The sequence below is a fragment of the Streptomyces pactum genome (assembly GCF_016031615.1).
GTDB lineage: Bacteria > Actinomycetota > Actinomycetes > Streptomycetales > Streptomycetaceae > Streptomyces > Streptomyces pactus.
This window is the reverse complement of record NZ_JACYXC010000001.1, coordinates 87,952-108,220: the sequence shown is the minus strand read 5'-3', so window position 1 is coordinate 108,220 and position 20,269 is coordinate 87,952. Positions and strand designations below refer to the sequence as shown.

General features: G+C 74.4%; 12 protein-coding genes and 2 pseudogenes. 4 read left to right on the top strand and 10 right to left on the bottom strand.

What is annotated here, in order from left to right; genetic code table 11:
- The first annotated feature begins 514 nt into the window (after positions 1-514).
- Positions 515-2,833, top strand: a complete 2,319-nt coding sequence (locus IHE55_RS00450) for an Orn/Lys/Arg family decarboxylase (RefSeq protein WP_197987182.1) — start codon at positions 515-517, stop codon at positions 2,831-2,833.
- 83 nt (positions 2,834-2,916) lie between these two features.
- Here the strand turns inward: IHE55_RS00450 and IHE55_RS00445 are convergent, their stop codons facing one another.
- Positions 2,917-6,477: a hypothetical protein gene (locus tag IHE55_RS00445; RefSeq protein WP_197987181.1), complete on the bottom strand. Its 3,561-nt coding sequence runs from the start codon at positions 6,475-6,477 to the stop codon at positions 2,917-2,919.
- 786 nt (positions 6,478-7,263) lie between these two features.
- Positions 7,264-7,692, bottom strand: a pseudogene (locus IHE55_RS00440) (TetR/AcrR family transcriptional regulator); the annotation flags it as partial.
- Between the two features lie 75 nt (positions 7,693-7,767).
- Between IHE55_RS00440 and IHE55_RS00435 the strand changes: the two are divergent.
- Positions 7,768-8,646, top strand: a pseudogene (locus tag IHE55_RS00435) (haloalkane dehalogenase); the annotation flags it as partial.
- A gap of 128 nt (positions 8,647-8,774) precedes the next feature.
- On the opposite strand, the gene IHE55_RS00430 reads toward IHE55_RS00435, so the two are convergent.
- Positions 8,775-10,202: a hypothetical protein gene (locus IHE55_RS00430; RefSeq protein ID WP_197987179.1), complete on the bottom strand. Its 1,428-nt coding sequence runs from the start codon at positions 10,200-10,202 to the stop codon at positions 8,775-8,777.
- A gap of 600 nt (positions 10,203-10,802) precedes the next feature.
- On the opposite strand from IHE55_RS00430, the gene IHE55_RS00425 reads away from it, so the two are divergent.
- Positions 10,803-11,618: a S1 family peptidase gene (locus tag IHE55_RS00425; protein WP_307826421.1), complete on the top strand. Its 816-nt coding sequence runs from the start codon at positions 10,803-10,805 to the stop codon at positions 11,616-11,618.
- Between the two features lie 282 nt (positions 11,619-11,900).
- Here the strand turns inward: IHE55_RS00425 and IHE55_RS00420 are convergent, their stop codons facing one another.
- The 6 genes from IHE55_RS00420 to IHE55_RS00395 all read right to left on the bottom strand — a co-directional run bounded on the left by IHE55_RS00420 (position 11,901) and on the right by IHE55_RS00395 (position 16,963).
- The gene (locus tag IHE55_RS00420) at positions 11,901-13,622 is read right to left on the bottom strand and encodes a CocE/NonD family hydrolase (RefSeq protein ID WP_197987178.1); all 1,722 of its coding nucleotides are present in this window, start codon (positions 13,620-13,622) and stop codon (positions 11,901-11,903) included.
- A 350-nt stretch (positions 13,623-13,972) separates the two neighbouring features.
- A complete protein-coding gene (locus tag IHE55_RS00415) occupies positions 13,973-15,010 on the bottom strand; it encodes a S8 family serine peptidase (protein WP_197987177.1) in 1,038 nt (345 codons plus the stop codon).
- Positions 15,011-15,017: 7 nt separating this feature from the next.
- On the bottom strand, positions 15,018-15,161 hold the full coding sequence (locus tag IHE55_RS00410; protein ID WP_197987176.1) for a hypothetical protein: 144 nt from the start codon (positions 15,159-15,161) through the stop codon (positions 15,018-15,020).
- A gap of 171 nt (positions 15,162-15,332) precedes the next feature.
- The gene (locus tag IHE55_RS00405; RefSeq protein WP_197987175.1) at positions 15,333-15,593 is read right to left on the bottom strand and encodes a hypothetical protein; all 261 of its coding nucleotides are present in this window, start codon (positions 15,591-15,593) and stop codon (positions 15,333-15,335) included.
- A gap of 64 nt (positions 15,594-15,657) precedes the next feature.
- Positions 15,658-16,620: a cyanobactin maturation protease PatG family protein gene (locus tag IHE55_RS00400; protein ID WP_197987174.1), complete on the bottom strand. Its 963-nt coding sequence runs from the start codon at positions 16,618-16,620 to the stop codon at positions 15,658-15,660.
- A gap of 166 nt (positions 16,621-16,786) precedes the next feature.
- Positions 16,787-16,963: a hypothetical protein gene (locus IHE55_RS00395; RefSeq protein WP_197987173.1), complete on the bottom strand. Its 177-nt coding sequence runs from the start codon at positions 16,961-16,963 to the stop codon at positions 16,787-16,789.
- A 939-nt stretch (positions 16,964-17,902) separates the two neighbouring features.
- Here IHE55_RS00395 and IHE55_RS00390 point away from each other — a divergent pair.
- On the top strand, positions 17,903-18,484 hold the full coding sequence (locus IHE55_RS00390; protein WP_197987172.1) for a flavodoxin family protein: 582 nt from the start codon (positions 17,903-17,905) through the stop codon (positions 18,482-18,484).
- Between the two features lie 1,058 nt (positions 18,485-19,542).
- On the opposite strand, the gene IHE55_RS00385 is transcribed toward IHE55_RS00390, so the two are convergent.
- Positions 19,543-20,244: a TetR/AcrR family transcriptional regulator gene (locus IHE55_RS00385; protein ID WP_197987171.1), complete on the bottom strand. Its 702-nt coding sequence runs from the start codon at positions 20,242-20,244 to the stop codon at positions 19,543-19,545.
- Positions 20,245-20,269: the final 25 nt, after the last annotated feature.

Sequence of the window (20,269 nt, the reverse complement as noted above, 5' to 3'; positions counted from 1 at the left end):
CGCACGCGTCCGCGAGATCGACGGCGAGGGCAGCACCGCCGTGGAACGTGGTCCCGCTGGTCGGGGAGAGCGAACAGACCGGTGTCGCCCTGCCGGCCGGGCAGGCCGGCGCCACGTCGGCCGCCGCGGTCGGCAGGCAGGCCTCGGCCCGTCCTGGGCTCGTTGCGCAAGTCCCCGCAGGACGGTGGCGAAGGAGTCGGCCAGGGCCCGGGGGCAGGCCCGGGCGGGCATGTCCCCAGCCCGTTACGCCCCCGCGGCGGTGCCTCGAACCGTCCACGTTCCGGCCGCGCGGCGCGCAGCAACGTGTGCTCCTCCACCTCCTGCGGAGTGACGTCGCTGTCACCCGCTGCGGACCGGACGGCCGGCCGGATACGCGAGGGACCGTGCCGGCCGGGGCCGAACCGCGATCGGCCACCCGATCCGGTGAAGCCGATCTGAAAATCGGTGCGCCGGGCCCGGGCGAGAGGACACTGAGGGGCCTTCCACATCCCCGGAATCGGCAGGAGTGCTGGGCATGGTGAACGGTGCGGTTCTGGTGGCGGTGCCCGAGGGTCCGGTCCGTGTCGGCGAGCAGCTGACCAGGATCGGCAAGGAACTGGAATCCCAGGGACTGGAGGTGCGGTGGGCTTCGCACGTCGAGGACGCCCGGGCCGTCCTGCGGATGGAGGCCGGTCTCGCGGGAGCGGTGGTGGCCTGGGACCTGCCCGGCGGTGATCCGGATCCCGAGGGCGGTGGCGCGGCCGTCCTACGGCTGATCGGACAGCGGTTCAAGGACCTGCCGGTGCTCCTGGTGATGGCGCACGGGGCGGACGACGGCCAGGCGTTCGAGCAACTGCCGCTGTGGGTCTCCGAGGTGGTCTCCGGCTACGTCTGGCCGTTCGAGGACACCCCCGCCTTCATCGCCGGGCGGGTGGCCTCCGCCGCCCGCGGCTACCACGAGGCGATCCTGCCGCCCTTCTTCAAGGCGCTGCGCCGCTTCGACCAGGCGCACGAGTACTCCTGGCACACCCCGGCGCACTCCGGTGGCGTCGCGTTCCTGAAGTCCCCGGTCGGCCGGCAGTTCTTCGACTACTACGGCGAGCGCCTGTTCCGCACGGACCTGTCGATCTCGGTCGGCGAGCTGGGCTCGCTGTTCGAGCACACCGGCCCGATCGGCGAGGCCGAACGCAACGCGGCCCGCGTCTTCGGCGCGGACCGGACCTACTTCGTGCTGCACGGGGACTCCACGGCCGACCGCATGGTGGGCCACTACAGCGTCACCCGCGACGAGATCGCGCTGGTGGACCGCAACTGCCACAAGTCCGTCCTGCACGGCCTGGTGATCTCCGGCGCCCGCCCCGTCTACCTGGTGCCCACCCGCAACGGGTACGGACTGGCCGGGCCGGTGCCGTCGGCACACACCGACCCGGCGGCGGTACGGGCCACGGTGGGGGCGAACCCGCTCACGGCCGGCGCCGTCTCTCCCCGGGCCCAGTACGCGGTGATCACCAACTCCACCTACGACGGCCTGTGCTACGACGCCGTGCGCACCGCCCGCCGGCTGGCACCCAGCACCCCCCGCCTGCACTTCGACGAGGCGTGGTTCGGCTACGCGCGCTTCCATCCGCTCTACGAGGGCCGGTACGGGATGGCGGTCGGCCCGGACGCCCTCGACGACGAGGTGCGGCCCACGGTGTTCGCCACCCAGTCGACCCACAAGCTCCTCGCGGCCCTGTCGCAGACCGCGATGGTGCATGTGAAGTCGGCGCCGAGGGCGCCGGTCGACCACGACCGGTTCAACGAGGCGTTCATGATGCACGGCACCACATCCCCCTTCTATCCGGGGATCGCCTCGCTGGACGTGGCCACGGCCATGATGGACGGCGCACCGGGCCGGGCGCTCATCGACGAGGCCGTCATCGAGGCCATCCGCTTCCGGAAGGCCGTCGTGACCACGGGGCGGCGGATCGCCGACGCGGGCGACCGGCCGGGGTGGTTCTTCGGCGTGTGGCAGCCGGACTCCCTCACCGACCCCCGCACCGGCGAGCGGACCGACTTCACCGAGCTTCCCGCCTCCCTGCTCGCACGGGAGCCGCGCTGCTGGTACCTGGAACCGGGCGCCGAATGGCACGGCTTCACCGGCCTCGAAGAGGGGGACTGCCTGCTCGACCCGATCAAGGTCACGCTCACCTGCCCGGGCATCACCGCCACCGGCCGGCGGTCCGAGTGGGGCGTTCCCGCCCGGATCCTCACCGCCTATCTCGCCACCCGCGGGATCGTGGTGGAGAAGACCGACAGCTACAGCACGCTGATCCTCTTCTCCATGGGCATCACCAAGGGCAAGTGGGGCACCCTCATGGACGCCCTGATGGACTTCAAGGCCCTCCACGACGGCGGCGCCCCGCTGGAGCGGGCACTGCCCGACCTGGTCGGCGAGTACTCCGACCGCTACGCCGGGCTCACCCTCGAACAGCTGTGTCTGCAGATGCACGAGCACCTGGCCCGGGCCGAGTTGATCGACGCGCTCGACGCCGCGTTCCGTCACCTGCCCGAGCCGGTACTGCCACCGCAGCACTGCTACCAGAAGCTGATCCGCGGCGGCACCGAACGCGTCCCGGTGGCGAAGGCCGCGGACCGCGTCGCCGCCGCCATGGTCACCGTCACGCCGCCCGGCATCCCCGTCCTCATGCCCGGCGAGTCCACCGGCACCACCGACGGCCCGCTGCTCCGCTACCTCCGCGCCCTGGAGGACTTCGACCGCCGCTTCCCCGGCTTCCGCAGCGAGACCCACGGCGTCACCCTCGACCCCCGCACCGGCGACTACCTGATCGAGTGCCTCCGCGCGGAACCGTGACCCCACCCCGCCCGGCGACGAACACCGCCCGGCGAGGGGTGCCGGCCCCGTCGCCCGGCCGGTACGACAAGGACGGTGGTCGCCTACCGGACGGCCAGCAGCGCCTCCACCGTCGAGTTCGGATCCCACGCGGGGTCCAGGCCGGTCAGCCGCTCGGCGACCCGGTGCCAGGCCGCCGGGTCCGTGCCGAGCCGGGTGCGCACCAGGCCCGCGACGATTGTGCGGGCCTCCTCGGCCTGGGGCGGGGCGTCCGTGCGGCGGGCGGCGGCGCCCAGGTAGGCGAGCAGGCGGGCGGCCGGGGCAGCGAGGCGCACCAGGTCCGCACCGTCGAGCAGTCCCGCTGTCAGGAGCCCGTCCAACTGGGTGGTGGGCGCGCAGTGGAACCGGCCGCCGAGACCGTGCCGGGCCCGTTCCCGGGTGACCCGCGCGCTGCCGGGCAGGCCGTCGGGGCCGGGCTCGGGCAGCAGCGCCGCATGCCGCAGTCTCAGCTCCTCGGGGACGCCGTCCATGCCGACCAGGTCCTGCCAGTACGGGAGCGGTTCCACTGCGTGGGCGGCTTCGAGAGCGGCCCAGTCCACCGGCTCGCCCGGCGGGCGGGACTCGACGAGGTCGCGTGCGTGCGGTGCGTGCCGGGCGCGCCGCAGCTTCCGGACGAGCTTCTCCGGCGCCAGTTCCCGGTCCAGCCGGGCACGGAGGACGGCGGCCGGGTCGGCGGACGCCAGGGCCTTCGCGCACACGGTGGTGGCGGAGCGCCCGAGCACGTCGCGCCCCGCGAGCCGCGCCAGGCGGTCGGCGCCGCCGTGCCGGAGCAGCCGCAGGCAGCCCAGGAGCTGGTGCCCGAGGCCGAGCCGTGAGCCCTCCCGCACGAGCAACTCCTCGACGAGGTCCGGCTCGGCGGAGCACAGCCACGTCAGACCGCCGGCCGGCCGCTCGGCATGCCCGGCGCGCCAGTCGGCGAGCACCCGGGCGCCCAGGGACGGCCGGCCCGTGCCGGGCCGCGACCGGGCCACGATCCGGTGGGTGACCGACCGGGGGTTCCAGTGCCGCAGCAGGGTGAGGTCCACCTCGGGGTCGTCGAGCTCGACGAGGCGCTCCACCGCGCCGCTGCGCTCCATCCAGCGTGACTGGGCGGCGAGGACGCGCAGCGCGTCGCGGTCGCGGTCCGCGAGCAGCCGGTCGAGGGCGGCTTGCGGTGTGCGGTCGTGGCGCAGCAGGTACGCGGCGAGCAGCCAGGGTCCGTCGGGGCCGAGCCGGGGCAGTACGGCGGCGATCACCTCGGGGTCGGCGAGGCAGAGCAGGGTGCCTTCCGGCCAGCCCCACAGATGGTTGCCGTGCTCCAGCAGCTCGATGGCCTCGTCGGGCGTGGCCGGCCGGGGCCTGCCGATGGAGGTCCCCGGGCGGGCCGCGGGGCTCGCACCGGATCGCGTGCGCTCCAGCAACTGAGCCCAGGTCAGCCACTCCGAGGCGGCTTCGGAGGCCGTCACGGTCGCGGCAAGGCGGAGCCAGGCGTCGGCGTCGGCGCCGAGTTCGGCGCGCAGCCGACGGGCGAGCGCGGCCCGCCACGCCCCGGCGAACGCGAGCCGCCGCCAGTCGTGGGGCAGCAGGAGCAGGCGCCGGGCGGGCAGCAGGGAGAGCAACTCCTCGGCGGGCAGGACGCCCTGCACGTAGGCGCGCTCGGTGTGCTGCGCGCCGGAACCGTAGGTCTCGGGGAGTGCCGCACGCACCTGGTCGAGGCCGGGCGCCTCGTACCCGGCGCCGTCCCGGGAGGCGGGGATGGCGTGGGCGGCGCAGGCGCGGGCGAACCAGCCGGGGGTGGTGAGGCCGGGCGCGGTCGCCTGCTCGTGATCGGCCAGGGCGCGCAGCACCTCGGGATCCCCTGGCGGGGGAGCACCGTCCGGGGCGAGGGTGTACAGCAGGTCGAGTGCGGCGAGGGCGTGCACGCGCTCATGCCGGTGCGGGGGCCGCCGGGACGGGTTCTGCACCGCCGGTGGTACGGGCTCGGCCACCGATGGGTGCTCGGCGGGGCCGCCGGCCGCCGGTTCGGCCCGGGCCGGGCTTCCGGGCTCCGCCGGTGGTTCGGGTGCGGCGGTCGGGTCCGCCTTCCCCGCCGTGGCGATCAGCTCCGCGACGGTTCCCTTGTGCTGGGGCAGCAGGGCGTCGAGCGCGGCCCAAGCCCGCCTCCGCTCCCCCAGATGCCTCTCCGTCAGACCCCGCAACTCTGCCGCCGCCGTGCCCAGCAGGTCCCGCTCGGCGAGGCGGGCGAGCGCGGCCAGGGCAGCGGCGGCAGGGCGTGCGGTACCGATCAGCTCGACCGGATCGAGGTACCCCGCCGCCACCATGCCCTCCGCCCAGACGGCGGCGCTGCCGTCGAGTTCCTCCTCGGCCAGGCGCCGCGCGGGCGGGGTGCTGTTCCCCGCACGACGGCCCGCGGCCCGCCACGGCTCGTTGAGGGCGCTCAGCCGGAACGCCTCGCGCTGTGCGTCGTCGGCCGCCTCGTGGCGGGCCAGCTCCTCGCAGGCCTTGGGCATGAACGGAGTCGCGGCGTGCGCCTCGGCGAGGGCGTCGAGGTCGTGGGCGTACGGCTCGGACAGCAGGTCGCGCAGGGTGCTGGTGCCCCGGGTGGTGGCGAGCAGCGCGGGAAGCCGGGCCGGATCCTCGTACGGCTCGCACCGCGCGCGCAGCAGGCCCGGCCCGTCGCCGTCCGGTGCGGCCAGAGCCTGGCCGACCGCCTCCGCGACCGCCCGGCCGAGCCAGAAGGTCGCGGCGGGGTCGTCGAGCACGGCGCGTACGGCGTCCGGGCCGGTGCGCTCCCAGATCCGCAGCAGGGCGTACTGCTGGGCCACCTGGCGCACGCCCGACCGCAGCGCCGCCACCACGAGCTGCGGGTCGCCCGAGCCGAGCAGCGGAGCCAGCCAGGTGCGGGGCGCCTCGCTGTCCGGCGCCGTCAGCTCGGCGCGCAGCGCCTCGTCGAGCGGAACGGTGTCGATCCGGTCCGCGATGGTGCGGCGCAGGGACTGCGTGGTGCGCGGGTTGCGGTAGACGGCCGCGGCGACCCGGGCGTCGCCGACCGCGACCAGCCGGGCCAGAACCCGGGTGTCGAGGCGGGGATGGCGGGCCAGGGCCGCCCGGAGGCGCGCGTCGCCGTGCTCGACGACGGCGGCGACGAGGGTGGGCGCCGGGTGGGCCCCGCCGGTCAGCAGCTCCGTCGCCACCCGTTCGGGCAGGGCGACGAAGGCCTCCGCGGCGTGCCGCGGCCGCGCGTGTTCCAGGAGCAGGCCGAGTGTGCGGTGGACGCTCCGGGGCGCCGGAGGCCGGAGCGCGTCGTCGGACTCCGTCGGCGCCTGCGGTGCGGCCAGCAGCTCGGGCAGGCTGCCGCGGTACCCGGCCAGCGCGTCGTGCAGCCACCGCCAGCGCGCCCCGTCCGCACCGAGGTGGCGCTCCACCATCTGCCGGAGGTGGGCGGCCGCGTCGTCGTCGGGTCCACCGGCGGCGGCGACCTCGGCAGCCACCGAACGCGCCGGCCGCGTCCGCTCCACCACGGACCGCGCCGCACCCCGCCACGGACCCGTGTCCTTCGCCGCCCGACCGGCCCCGGCGATCTCGCGCAGCAGCCGCTCGGCCGCCCCCACCTGCGTGTTCGTCATGGCAGCCATGCTAGACACGGCCACTGACAAGCCCCTGGGCACCAGCGCTCCCTCCGTCCCACCGAGGGCCTGACGGCGGCCCTCAGTGCCAGCGCTCCCCGCGGCAGCCCGCCCGCCACGGCCCGACCCCGAACCCCCGGCGTCCGGCCCGGGACCGGTGCCGCCGGGTCGGCGAGCGGCATCCGCGCGGCCGGTTCGCCTCCGTGCCCGGGGAAGCTTCGGAGCCACCCGCCTCGCGTCCCGCGGCCGCCGGGACAGGGGGCAGCCGCCCGGACGGCTACGAGCGCGCGACCTCACCACGCGGAGGGGGCCGGTCGCCCCCGAAAGGACCGCCTGCCACGGGCTGTTGACTACCTTCGCCACCAGGCCGCTGCGGGAGGCATCGCGCGAGGGCGGCTCGGACCGTGTGAAGGCCGCGGGTGGCGGGCACCCGCAGCCGCGGGCGATCCCGCGGCCGAGGAGGGCGGTCGACCCGCTCGGCCCGGCACCGTCCTCACGCATGTGGTCCACCCGGGTACGCGCACGGGAGGACGGGGGTACCGGACCCCGCCCGGGCGGTGGTCGTCCTGCCCGGTGCCTCAGCCGGCGGCCGGTGACCCACGACGGCCCGCTCCGGGGGCTGCCGCGGTGCGTGGCCCACGGGCCAGCGCCGCGCGTAGCGCCGGGGTGAGCACGCGCCGGGCCTCGGACGGGGTGAGGGCGGCGGGGTGGGCAGGGGGTTGAGGTAGCGGTGTAGACGAGACCGCCGAGGACCGTCACCACGGCCGTGGCGCGGGCGGTCGCGTCCCGGCCGCCGAGAAATTCCACGAGCCGGGCCAGCAGCTCGCGTTCCAGGTACTCGCGGATCACCTCGGCGGCCTCGTCGCCCTGGGCGGTGAGCTGCCGGAAGTCGGAGTCCTCCCACAGGCTCGTCACCGCGTCGATCAGGCGCTCGGGGAGGGTGGCCGGGTCGCCGCCGAGGACGGTCTCCACCGCCAGCGCGTTGGCGCACTGGAACTGCATGACGTCCGCGAACAGGCCCTTCTTCGAGCCGAAGTGGTAGGCGATCAGCGCCGGGTCCACGCCGGCGGCCGCGGCCACCGCGCGCACGGTGGTGCCCCGGTATCCGCGCTCCAGGAACAGCGCACGGGCCGCCGAGGCGATCGACCCGCGGGTCGGCGGGTTGCCGCGGGGGCGGCCTCGGGTGCGGGCGGGAGCAGGGGCGGCGTTATTCATCAGCGTTGAGCCTGCGTTCGGTGACCGGCACAGTCAAGTGCGTTCCGAAGAACCCTCCGCACGCAGGAGAGCGACACCACGATGCCCACTCTTCCCGTCCTCGACTCCACCCTCTGTTACCGCGAGTCCGGTGACCCCGACGGGCTGCCGTTCGTCTTCCTCCATGGCAACCCCACCTCCTCCCACCTGTGGCGGAACGTCCTGCCGGGGGTCGCCGCCCCCGGCCGTCGTCTGCTGGCCCCCGACCTCATCGGCATGGGCGCCTCCGGCAAGCCCGACATCGCCTACTCCTTCGACGACCACGCCCGCTACCTCGACGCCTGGTTCGACGCCCTGGGCCTTGCCGAGGCCGTCCTCGTCGGCCACGACTGGGGTGGCGCGCTCGCCTTCGACCGAGCCGCCCGTCTCCCGGACCGCGTCCGCGGTATCGCCTTCACCGAGACGATCGTCAAGCCGCTGGTCGGCGACGAGTTCCCCGCGGCGGGGCGGGAGTTGTTCACCCTCCTGCGCACCCCGGGAGTGGGCGAGGAGATGATCCTGGAGAAGTCGCTGTTCATCGAGGGGCTGCCGGACACGCTCGCCACCCCGCTCGACCCCGCCGACCTGGAGATCTACCGCCGCCCCTTCCCGACCCCGCGGAGCCGCCGCCCGGTGCTGGCGTGGACGCGCATGATGCCGCTCGACGGCGAGCCCGCTGACGTCGTGACCCGCGTCGAGCGCTACGACGCGTGGCTGGCCGCCAGTCCCGACGTCCCCAAACTGCTCGTCGCGTTCGAGCCGGGTCCGGGCGCGATGACCGACCGGGGCGCCGTGGCCTGGTGCGAGGAGAACATCGCGGGCCTGGAGGTCTCCCGCCACGGCCCGGCCGGGCACCACTCCCCGGAGGACCGTCCCGAGGAGCTGGCCGCGTCGATTCACGCCTGGGCCGACCGCCACGGGCTGGCACGCGGGTAGGTGCCCCGACCACGACGGTAGGGGTCCTCGACCACGACGGCGCGGACCGCCCCCGGGGCGGTCGGGCCGCCGCCGACGGGCGACCGTGGCCGGAGCGATCCGGCCCCGCCGTGCCGGGCCGCCGGGCTTCAGCCGGCGCCGGCCGCGACGTACAGAGCCCCCTGATGCAGGCCGAGGCTGCGGGCGGTGGTGGGCGCTCCCACCTGGACCAGCGGCCCGGGGCCCCGGAACGCGGCGGTGCGCAGGCGGAAGGCATCCGGTCCGGTACAGCCGACGGTACGCAGTCGCCAGGGCGCCGAGTCGTTCCCGGGGGTGCGGGGCGGCAGGGCGAGTTGCAGCTGTGCGGTGGCCGGGTGCTCGGTCCGGTTGTCGGTGTGGGCCGCCGTCCAGGCCGCCATGACGAGAGCCGCCTGCGAGGGCGTACCGGAACCGGGTGCGCTGTCGGCGCGGGAGGGGGGCGTCCGTTGCGGGGCCGGGGGCATCTCGATGATGTCCGGACGGCCGGCGTGTTCCCCGAGAACAGCGGCGAACCAGCGGGCGAGGTCCGGGCCCGCCCGACCTGCCCAGGCCCGGATCAGGTCGCGGAAGGCCGTCTCACGGCGGCGGGCACCGCGCTGTGACCCGGCGGCCAGGATCGCTGCACCCGCTCCGGAGAAGGCCTGGCACAGCCTGAGCACAGGAACATGATCCGCGCGGGCGGCGTAACGCACCGAGCGCAGCTCCCACATGATGTAGCGCAGGAGGAGGGCGGCAGCGCGCGCGTCGGCGCCCAGCTCGCCGCCGGGAGGCTGACGCGGACGGTCCGGCCGGCCGGTGGGCGGCGGGGTGGCCGCGTCCGCGCGCCGGCCGGCGGCTGACAGGTGCCATGACCGGTCGTCCATGCGGTACTCACCACCGGCGGCACGGAGCCGGCCGCCCCGGCCCAGTAGAACCCCGATCTCCCGCGCTCCGACGTCAAGCATCACTCCCGGCGTGCCGGGCAGGTCCAGGACGGCGTCGGTGACATCCTCCAGCCATACGTTCAGCAGGGCAGGTGGCGCGGGCGGTCCTTCCTCGACGGCGAACATGCGGTCGACCACCAACTGGAGGTAGGCCGTCAGGCGGGTACCGGCACGCTCCACCACGAGGTGGCGCAGAGAGGCCGTCGCCAGATCGTAGTCGGGGACCAGGTCGTCCACGTTCCGGCGCGTGAGCCGGCATTGCGGGGTCATGACGTGGCCGCGGTAGTCACGGCCGGGTGTGTACGGGCCGGCCGGCGGCAGCAGCGAGTCGAGGTCGTGGCCGGCGATCGCTGCCTGCTCGGTCATCCAGCGGCGCCGATGCTCGCCGAAATCAGCCATCCACTCCAGCACGGTCGTCGCTCGTCGCTCGCGTTCGCCGATGCCGGACGCGCTTGCGGCCCAGAACAGGGGAAAGAGGCTGTTGTCCCACACATCCGAGGCCGCACGAATCGCCTCACGGTCGAACCGGCGGACGTCCGTCGAGGCTTCCGCCATCTGTGTCAATGAGCGGTCCAGCAGTGCTGCCAGCACGGACATGGCCGATGCGGGGCCCATGGGGGAAGGGGAGGCACCGGACGGCGGAGGGTGAGCTGTGGCCACGTCGTGATCGTCGCACACCCGTACGTGCGCTCGTCGCGCCGACGAGAGCCCGTCCCGCGCACGCGCGACCCCGGCGGCCGACGCCGCCGAACCTCCGCACCGGGACGGGACCCGGCGCCGACCGTCCGAGCGGCTCCGGTGGCGGCAACGGGGGCACCCGCACCTGTCGCACGCCTTGCACCGGCCACCATGGTCGGCGAGCCCGACAAGCGGTCGGCGGAGCAGGCTGCCGCCCTCCGTGTCCGTCGGCGACCTGGTCAGCAGCCCAAGGCCCGGCAGCGGTACCCGGTCCCGGGCCCGCCGCCGCCCGCCGGTGTCCGGCTCCGTGTCCGGAGGGCACCGAGTCGGTGCCGTTCCGGAGACAGGGCCGAGGCCCCGGCCGGTCCGTGGGCGGGTCCCCCCCGGACGGCGGCCACATGGGGCACGAGGTGGGGTTACCCCCACCGTGCCCGGGCCCGCTGTCCGGACCACGCTCCGACCTGCTGCCCGTATGGCCCGGCGGACCCCGAACGAGCAGGCTGAACACGTTCGGTTCTCCGAGGTAAGGAACGCACTGTGCTCAGTTCGAAGTCGCGGCGCCGCCGCGCGGCCGGCATCACCGCCGTAGGCGCTTTCGCCATGGCGGCGTGCGCCACCCTGATGACCGGCAGCGCCCGAGCGATCGTCAACGGGACCGACTCCACCGAGCGCTACGCGTTCATGGCGACGATCCCGGAGTCGGCTCCGGACCAGGGGGTGTACGACGGTAACTGCGGCGCGACGCTGATCGATCCGCAGTGGGTGCTGACGGCGGCCCACTGCGTGCGGGGTGACGGCCTCGAACTGGACGGTACCGTCCGGATCGGGAGCGACCACCGGAAGACCGGCGGCACCGTCCGCGCCATCGAGCGGACCGTCGTCCATCCCGGCTACGTGAACGGCGAGGGCAGGGCTGCCAACAAGGACGACATCGCGCTCGTCCGCCTCGACCGCCCGGTCGCCGAGGAACCCATCCGCATCGCGGGGCAGGCCGGGCGGCCGGGTACCCCCACCCGGATCCTGGGATTCGGCACCACCGTCGACACCGAGCTGCGCTTCGCGGAGCGGATGCAGGAACTCGACACGCGCAGGGGCGCCGTTGCCGAGTGCGCCCCCGGATACGCGGACCGTACCCGGTTGTGCACGATCAGCCGCGTGCCCGGTGCCATGGCCTGCTTCGGGGACTCCGGCGGACCGCAGATCCGGAAGGGCCGGCACGGGCGGTGGGAACTCGTCGGAACCACATCCGGTCCCGGTGCGCCAGGGGTCGCCTGCTCGGAGGGGCCCGGCCTCTACAGCAACGTGCCCGCCTACGCGGAGTGGATCCGGAAGACCATCAAGCGGAATACCTGATCCACGGCAGCGGCCGGGCGCGCCGGCGTCGGCTTGCGTCATCCGGCAGGCACGCACGGCCGGCCGGCGGCGCCGGTGCCGGGGGCGGGGGAGAAGCCGGCTGTCACCGGCCGATGTGATCCTCGACCGCCGGCAGCGTCCGTCCCGCACGGCGAGACGCCGGGGGCTGCGTCCCTGCAGCGAGTGCCGCAGGAGCGGTTCGCGGGCCGTGATGCCCACCCGGCGCCTCGTCGGACCCCTTGTGGGCGGTCGACCCCGGTGCGGTCGACCGCCGGCAAGGCGTCAGCGCCCGCTGCCCTCGAAGATCACCGGAAGTTCACCGACGACCGGAAGGACAACCATCGACGGCCGTGCGGCGTCATGCACCAGGCGGTGACGGCAGGCCTTCGGCTCGGAGCTCGTCCCCCACGGCTTGCCGTCGGACGGGTTGACGTCCCAGTGCGGGAAGTCGGACGCCGCGAGGTGGACGGAAATCCGGTGGCCTTCCAAGAAGACGTGACTGGTCGCCCACAGGTCGACGAGGAAACGCACCGACCCCCGGTCGTGAAGAGGCTCCGACTCGGTGCCGAGCCGCAGAATTCCTTGTGTGACCGTATAACGCCGACCGTCCGGATGAACATCGACCAGAGCGGCCACGACATCCGCACTGGCGGCGTCCGTCTCCAACCAGACGTCCGCGTGCACCGCGCCGGTGACCTCCACGGCGGAGGGCAACGCCTCGCTGTCGAAGGCGAGGACGTCGCTCCGCTCCAGCAGTCCCGATTGATCCCGCGGACCGCTCGGGATCGACCAGGTCTGTCCACCGGTCGACGGCACGGGATGCCGCGGATCATGTGTCCACTCGTCCGCCGCTCCGTCTCCCGTCGTCGGCGGGACCGTGCCGAGCGTTCCGGTCGGCCCGCCGGTGACGGCGCCGCCCATGGAGCGGAGGAAGAATCGGACGGTGGCCGATGCGGGCGGCCACACCTCGGCCGACCGCCACTCGTTGACGCCCATGGTGAAGTACAGCACCCCTGGAAGGGGATCGCCGTGCCCCATGCCCGTCAGCGGTGCGAAGAACCGCTCCACGAGCGGCCACAGCTCGAACTCGGCAGCCGGCCCGAAATCGAGCTCTCCCGCAAGGGACTGCGGTGCGCCGTAATGCGCGTGTTCCCACGGCCCGATGACAAGGTGCGTCGGCGCGGCGCCGGTGGCGACGCCCACCGAGTACGCCGTGAGCACGCCGCCGAGGAGCATGTCGTACCAGCTGGTCACATAGAGCGACGGTACGGCGATCTTCGGCACGAGTCGCCGCGTCGAGAGGTACTGCCCCCCATCGGGCCTTCCGGCTTCCTCCAGCCCTTCCCTCACCCAGGGCGCGATTCCGTCATAGCGCTTGAGGATCTCGTCGAAGGGCGCGTGCATGGCGTTCGACCGGGACAGTGGCGGGAACGGATGGTCCGGCTGTTCCTCGGTGAGCGCGGCGAGCGCCGCGGCCTCTTCGTCGCGACCGTCCCGACGCGCCGCTTGAAGAGCCATCTTGGTCGCCCATGCGAAGAAGAAGGCGGACTCGACAGCTCCGCCGCGCCGGTACCCGTTGTGGGTGAAGTCGACCAGAGGCGAGACCGGGCTGATGCCGCACAGCGGGGCGGGCCTTTCGGCGGCGGCCTGCACCTGGACGCTGCCGAGATAGGACTGACCTGCCATCACGACTTTTCCGTTGGATCCCTCGATGGTGGCCGCCCATTCAATGGTGTCGACGGTGTCCGGTGCCTCGTCACGGAAAGGCCGGAACACGCCTTCGGAAGCGTACATGCCCCGAACATCCTGAACGACGCAGATGTATCCACGCGGTACGAAGAATGCGACTTCCGACGGGAATCCCGGCTCGGTGAGGATGGACTTGTCGTAGGGCAGGCGGAGGAGCATGACGGGGCAACTGTTGCCCGATAAGGGCCGGAAGACATCAGCCCGAAGAACCGTACCGTCCCGCATCGGTACTTCGACATTCCGTTCGACCATCATGTGGCGTTACCTTTCCACGCCCGAATTCGACACACTGTCATCGGGCGTTTTCCTGTCAGGAGACGGATCACGCTATTTCGAGCGAACCGTACCCATCGATCGGTGTGCGAATGCCGAGCACTCCGGTGAAATCCATCACATAAAGGCGGCGTTTTATCGGAGATGCGTACGCTCGCCTTGCTATGGATTTCCCCCGGAATGCAACTGGCAGCCCGTCGAGTTGAATGGCAATGGCGTACCGGAAAATGGGGTACTGATGTCGGCGGACCGCCGGGCCGCCGCCGTCGGCCAGAGCCGGGCAGGGGACCAGGACGGCGACGCCGGTCCTGCCCTTGCGGCAGGCGGTGTCGTCAGGCGCCGGCCGGCCGCGGGCGCGGCCCGCCGCGCGAGGCCAGCAGCTGGTACGCGGCCCAGGCGTCCAGCAGCGGCGGCGCCACCGAACTCCGCCTCCGGGCGGCGGAGCGGGTGACCGCGAAACGCACCTCGGCCGCCGGTGCGGCCGGGAACTCCGACCAGAGCAGCGCGATCGCACCGGTGACGAACGGCGCGGCGGCGCTGGTCCCGCTCAGGGTGAGCGCCGTGCCGTCGACGCCCAGGCTGGTGATGCCGTCGCCGGGCGCACCGAGCCCGTTGCGCCCGATGGCGCCGCCCAGGTTCGACAGGTCCAGCGGCCTCCCGGCCCGGTCGCAGGCGACCACCGGGATGGTCCACGGGTGCCGGGTGAGGGGCGAGGTGCCGAGCGTGCCCTGGTTGCCGGCCGCGACCACGGTGAGCACACCGTGACGCGCGGCGTGGTCCAGGGCTTCTTCGAGGCCGCGGTGCGCGGCGCCGGACGGCTGCGCCCGGGCGAGACTGAGGTTGATCACCCGCGCTCCCGCGTCCACGGTCTCGATGATGGCGGCGGCCAGTTCCTCGGGCTCGGCGGCCGGCCCGCCCGGCGGCACGGTCCGCCTGCCCGGTGACGGGACCGGCCCGTCCCCCGGCCACGGGACCGGCCTGTCCGGCGGCGCGGCGGGGCGGCCGGTGCCGGGGCGCGCGCGCCCGTCCGGGGCACCGCCACCCCCTTCCGCGGGCCGGGGCGCCCGGTCCCCCCGGCAGGCGGAGAACAGGGGCCGCACCAGCAGGGTGCAGTGCGGACAGACGGCCGGTGCCGCCGAGCCGCGCCGGGCGCTGAGGATCCCGGCCACGTACGTACCGTGTGCGCAGGCCACGTCGCCGGGGTGGCAGCCGTGCCCGGGGCCCTCCGGACGGAGCCGCCGCACCGGGTGTCCGGCGAGGTCCGGATGGTCCAGCGCCACGCCGCCGTCGATCAGACCGACGGCCACCTCGGCGCGGCCCGCGGTGCGGCGCATCAGGGGCGTCAGCCCCACCAGATCCAGGGGGGTCATCGCCGATTCAGCGGCGGCCCTGGCCGGTGTACGGCCCCCAGCAGTACTCCTTGAGGCACCGCCGGTAGCATGCCTGCGGGTCCCAGGACCGCCGGCAGTTGTTCCAGCACACCGGGCCGAGTTCCTCCTCGCAGGTGAACTGCTGCGGCACGAAACGCCCGTTGTCCGGGGCCGAGCCCCTGTGTGGCGACCCTCCGCTCGCCGTGCCGCCTCTCATGGTTGTCGTGCGGACCGCCGCATGGGCGGTAAATCCGGGAATGCGCATCCCGGCTCACCTCTTTCCTCTCTCCGTTCCGGACGCCGGCGCCCCATTGCGCCGGCGTCACCGGTCGTAGCAGTACTTCGCGTCGGGGGTCTCGCACTGGCAGACGCACGGACCCATGCAATCTGCCATGCATCGCGCCGGGTTGTACTGCGTCTTGCAGTAGTTGCGACACTCCACGCCGCACTCCATCTGGCAGAACGACCGCAGCTGGGGAACCAGCGCCGCACCGCCGCCCGCCCCGGTGCGGCGCGGCCCGCCGCGGTAGCTCCGTCCCGTCCGGTAGACCGACATGCCTCCGGTGAATCCCGGCAGCGCCATGTCAGCTCACCTCCGCCTTCCTTCCGGTGCTTCGATGCCCGTGGCCGCCTCCACGGCCCGGGCGTCATCGGTCGTAGTAGGGCGACCAGTGGGTCACCATGAACGGGAACTCCTCGGTGACGTCGACCCGGACGAAGGACTTCTCCGTGACGTCCGTCTTCCGGCCGGTGTACGAGAACACCACGTCCAGGACCTTGCGTGTGCCGCTGAGCCGCGAGGGGAGGACCTCCACCGCGCTCAGCGTGGAGCCCTCGGCGTAGGCGCTGACCGTGTTCCGGTACACGTCCTCGTTCCGCACCGCCAGGTAGTTGATGGCACGGTGCTCGTCCTCGGTGCCGGCGTTGTCGCCCACCTGCATCAGCCGTTCCAGCAGCTTGCCGGCCGCCGTCTCGAATCCCTTGGCGGGTATCTTCTCGGGCCGTTCGACGGCCTTGACCAGGTCCGCACCCGCGAAGGAGTAGATCTGGTCGAAGGCGACGACCGGCACCGTGAGCCCGTTGCACAGCTCCGGCGGGGCCAGGGGGCCGCGCCGTCCGATGACCACGTCGATGTCCAGGGGGCTGCTCACCGGCCGGACCGCCTCGACCAGCAGGGAGAAGTCCACCGGGTCGACGGGCCGCAGGAGGTAGGCGTCCAGTCCCTGCACGGTCAGCACGTAGCACATCTGCCGCGCCAGGTAGCGGTTCTGCGGATCGGACAGCACCCGGTGGAGCGCCTCGTCATCCGTCAGGTCCACCGACTCGGCCCCTGCCACGACCTGTGCGTACTCCTTCTCCACGGCCAGGCTCGGGAACCGGGCCTCGATGCGTCCGAGCGCGTAGACGAAGGCGGGGCCCGCCGGGTCCCCCCTCGCCTCCTCCGCCCTGTCACCGGGCTCCTTCAGACAGTCGCAGCCGGCGGCCTGGGTGAAGGCCGTCTCCGGTGCCCCGGCCGGGGCCGTGGGTTCCCGCTGCCGCCGGCCGTCCTCCTCCTCGCCCGGTGGCTCCGCCACCGGATTTTCCAGCACGTCCTTCTGCTCCGGCTCCATCGAAGTCTCCTTGTCCGGACTCGGCCTGAGGCCCCCGGACCGGCACACGGCGGGACCGTGCGCACCGACGCCAGGAGGGAGGTGGGAGGTGTTCCGGTCACGTCCCGGTGGGACGGGCCGGCCGCACCTCTGCGCAAGTGCTCGGGCAGGGCGCTGGCGCTTCTTCTCAGCCGCGGCCCCGCCGGCGCGACAGGGCCACCCACCGGTTCAGGGTCGCCGCCCGCCGCTCGCAGCCGCCGCACGGCCGCCTGAAGCCCGCGGCGTAGGTGACGCGCTTGACGACATCGCCGAGTCCGATGTCCGTACCGCCGTCGTCAGCGCTGACGAATCCCGGAATGCGCACCCGAGCCGGTCGTTCCCGGTCGGCGGCGTCCCGACGTCCCGTGACCTCTTCGTTCCGGGCGTCACGGTCACCGCTCGCCCCGGCCTGTCCCATTGCCATCACTTCCAGCGCCTCGGGAGAGGTCTCACTTCCATGCTCCTCCCGCCCCGGGGCGGGAGGCAACCGGGCGGTGCTGTGCCGCGGCCAGCGAAGTCGCGGTCGCGACGGTGCGCCGACCGCGGCGGAACGGGCGGGTGGCCGGCCCGGACGCGAGGGGACGCCCGCGGTGGTGCGGCCCGCGCCCGGACGACCCGCCCGGCGCGCCCCGGCCGTCCGGAAGGAGGGCCGAGGCGGCTCCGCCCGGCGCGCCCGGGGCGTCCTCGGCACGGCGGGCGGGGGCCGCTGCCTCCCGGCGCACGGCGGGCGGGGCGGCCGGGCCGGTGGTCGCCGCGCCGGCCGCCGACGGCCCCGGAAGGGCGCGCGGGGGAGTCCGGGTGACGCATCCACCTGGGTGCCGGGATACGTGCTCGCGCCGGCCTGTCCTCGGTAACGGGAGACCGGTCCGCCGCGCTCCGCCCGTGGCCGCCGAAGCCGGTGGCCACGGGCCGGCGGCCGGGGCCGGCGACGCCCGCGTCCGTCCGGCGGCCGCGCCGGGGCCTCGCCCACCCGGTCGGGTGCCCGTGGCACGCCCCGCGCCCGTCCGCCCGGCGGAGCGGCGCCCCGCACCGCGCCCGGCGTCCCGGCACGGCGGCGCCGCCCGGTCCGCCGCCTGGTGCTCCGAGGAGGTGTCATCCGCGCGGCCCCGGTCCGCCCCCGGTGTGGGCGGCGGAGCAGACACGTCCGGCCGGGGGAGGTCGCCGACGGTCGGTGGCGTGGGACCGCACGCGCGGGCACGGCCGGAAATATCGCGGCATCACCCGGTGGTTGGCTGGAGCGGAGTCGATTGCACCTGGAGCCCAGATGACCCGTTCGTTCCTCTTCCTCCTCGCCAGTGCCCGGCCGGACGGCAACACGGCGCAGCTGGCCCGGGCCGCGGCGGAACAGCTGCCGAGCGGTACCGGGCAACGGTGGCTCGACCTCGCCCGCCTGCCGCTGGCCGATTACGTCGACGCGCGGCACGCCGGGGAGATGGGACCGGAGCAGGAGAACGAGGAACTGCTGCGGCAGGCGACCCTCGCCGCCACCGACATCGTGATCGCCTCTCCGCTGTACTGGTACTCGCTGTCGTCCTACGCCAAGCGCTACCTGGACTACTGGTCGAAGTGGCTGCGCACCCCGGACCCCGACTTCCGCGAGACGATGGCGGGACGCACCCTGTGGGGCGTGACCGCGATGGCCCACCGCGAAGAGGTGGTGGCCGAGCCCCTGACCCTCACCTTGCACCACACCGCCGCCTACATGGGCATGCGCTTCGGCGGAGTGCTGCTGGGCAACGGCTCCCAGCCGGGTCAGGTGGGCGACGACGAGCGGGCGGCCGCCCGAGCCAAGACGTTCTTCGCCCAGGAGGCGCCACTCGCCCGCTTCCCGTACGAGCAGGACTGACGGGAGCACGACGGAAGCCGGCGCGCGCCGCGCGGGAGACCGGTCCCATCGCGGGGGCCCCGGCAAGGCCGATCCGTCGCGACCTGCGCCAGCGGCTCCTCCCGCCGGCCCCGACCGGTCGCCCTGCCGCGGCCGGCCCGGGGGGTGTCCCGGTACCCGGGGCGTCCGCGCCGGGGTGCCGAGTCGCGAAGGGCCCCGGGGCGGGGGCCGGGCCCGCCCCGGCCGCCCGGCGGTCCTCCGGTACGGCGGCTGGGCGTTGAGGACTTCCGGGGCGCCGCCGAAAGGGCGCCCGGCCGCCACGGCACCCCGCGGCGGCCCCTTACCCCTGTGACCCGGTCACCCGGCGATCTGTCAGTCATCGGCGCGCTGTACCGATCGACCCATCGAGGGAACAGACGGACCGACAGGCGCGACCCCCGGACACCGCGTCACCGGCAGCGGTGTCCCCGGCGCCACCGAGCACGCCTCCGGCGTCGTCGGCCGGCCTTGCGTGCTGTTCCCCGGTGAGGGCCTGCGCAGGCGGGCCGGGGCGGGCGGGTACTGGTCGTCGGCGACGGACTGACCGGCATCGAGATCGCCATGGAGACCGCCACCGAGATCGCCGACATGCTGGCCCGGCCCCGTCGGTGACGCTGATGGCCGGCGTGAGCTGGGCGCATCGCTCTCCGCCGGGGCCGGCCCGGTCGGCGGCCGACCGGCCCTGCCATCTGCATCAGGCCTGCGACCGGCCGGGCATCACCGCCCTGGAGGACGCCGAGGACGCCGAGGCCGTCGAGGCGGGGCGGGTGCGGTGGGCCGACGACATCCGCCCCGGCCTCCGACGCGACCGTCCGGACGGCCGGGTGCGCGGCCGGCCCCGTCGCCGCCGGCGGGCCGGGAGGCCACCGAGACGGCCGGATCCTCGTCGATCACACCATGCCACGGCGGCGGTTCGCCGGCCGTGCCCCGGCGGCCGGCGATCCGGGCCGGGGCCCCGGCGGCCGGTCCCCGAGCGCCGGTCCTCCGGCCCACCTCCCCGGTCCGTCGGCCGGTCCGTCAGCCGGTCCGCGGGCCGGCGCTCAGCCGGTGTCCCGGCCGGCCGCCGGCACGGCCTGGGCGAGCAGCCCGTCGACGAGCGCGCGGAGCCCCTGGGGATAGGTGTCACGGGCGGCCAGCTCGGGCCAGCGATCCCCGATGGCGGCCAGGTGGGGCACCCGGGAGGCATCGAGACCGGCGAAGGAGGTGTCACGGACGGCGGGGCGCTCGCCGTCGGTGCGCCGGCGGGCCGAGTGGGAGCGGACGAGGATCTCGCCGACCGTGTAGTACCAGATGCTGCGGAAGAGGCCCACGGCCTGGGCGGGCGTGCATCCGCAGTCGTCGGCCGCGGCCACGACCGTCTCGACCATCCACAGCGCCGACGCGTCGAGGCGGCCGACGAATCCGTCGATGGTGAGGACCTCGGCGGCCCACGGCCAGGCGGCGAGGGCGTCGTGCATCGCGGCGGCGGCCGCCAGGATGCGGTCGCGCGGCCCGTCGGGCAGCGCCGGCCGCTCGATCCGCTCGACGTGGTCGTTGAGGAGCAGGACGAGCAGGTCCTCCTTGTCCCTGATGTGGTGGTACAGGGTCGTCGCGCCGACGCCGGCCTCGGTGGCCAGCCGACGGATGGTCAGCTTCTCCCAGCCGTCCCGGTCGATGAGCCGGCGGGCCGCGGCCAGGATCTGCGCCCGGGAGGTCAGAGGCGGCCGGCCGGTGCGGCCGTGCGCTGCGCGCGGTCGATGCATGGGCCCCATCATGCCGCCCCGCCGG

What these genes read in the sequence shown, in the direction of transcription:
- IHE55_RS00400 (WP_197987174.1), bottom strand. Translation starts at nt 16,620, where the DNA reads ATGGAGCCGGAGCAGAAGGACGTGCTGGAAAATCCGGTGGCGGAGCCA.
- IHE55_RS00445 (WP_197987181.1), bottom strand. Translation starts at nt 6,477, where the DNA reads ATGACGAACACGCAGGTGGGGGCGGCCGAGCGGCTGCTGCGCGAGATC.
- IHE55_RS00390 (WP_197987172.1), top strand. Translation starts at nt 17,903, where the DNA reads ATGACCCGTTCGTTCCTCTTCCTCCTCGCCAGTGCCCGGCCGGACGGC.
- IHE55_RS00405 (WP_197987175.1), bottom strand. Translation starts at nt 15,593, where the DNA reads ATGGCGCTGCCGGGATTCACCGGAGGCATGTCGGTCTACCGGACGGGA.
- IHE55_RS00430 (WP_197987179.1), bottom strand. Translation starts at nt 10,202, where the DNA reads ATGGGCCCCGCATCGGCCATGTCCGTGCTGGCAGCACTGCTGGACCGC.
- IHE55_RS00415 (WP_197987177.1), bottom strand. Translation starts at nt 15,010, where the DNA reads ATGACCCCCCTGGATCTGGTGGGGCTGACGCCCCTGATGCGCCGCACC.
- IHE55_RS00450 (WP_197987182.1), top strand. Translation starts at nt 515, where the DNA reads ATGGTGAACGGTGCGGTTCTGGTGGCGGTGCCCGAGGGTCCGGTCCGT.
- IHE55_RS00420 (WP_197987178.1), bottom strand. Translation starts at nt 13,622, where the DNA reads ATGATGGTCGAACGGAATGTCGAAGTACCGATGCGGGACGGTACGGTT.
- IHE55_RS00385 (WP_197987171.1), bottom strand. Translation starts at nt 20,244, where the DNA reads ATGCATCGACCGCGCGCAGCGCACGGCCGCACCGGCCGGCCGCCTCTG.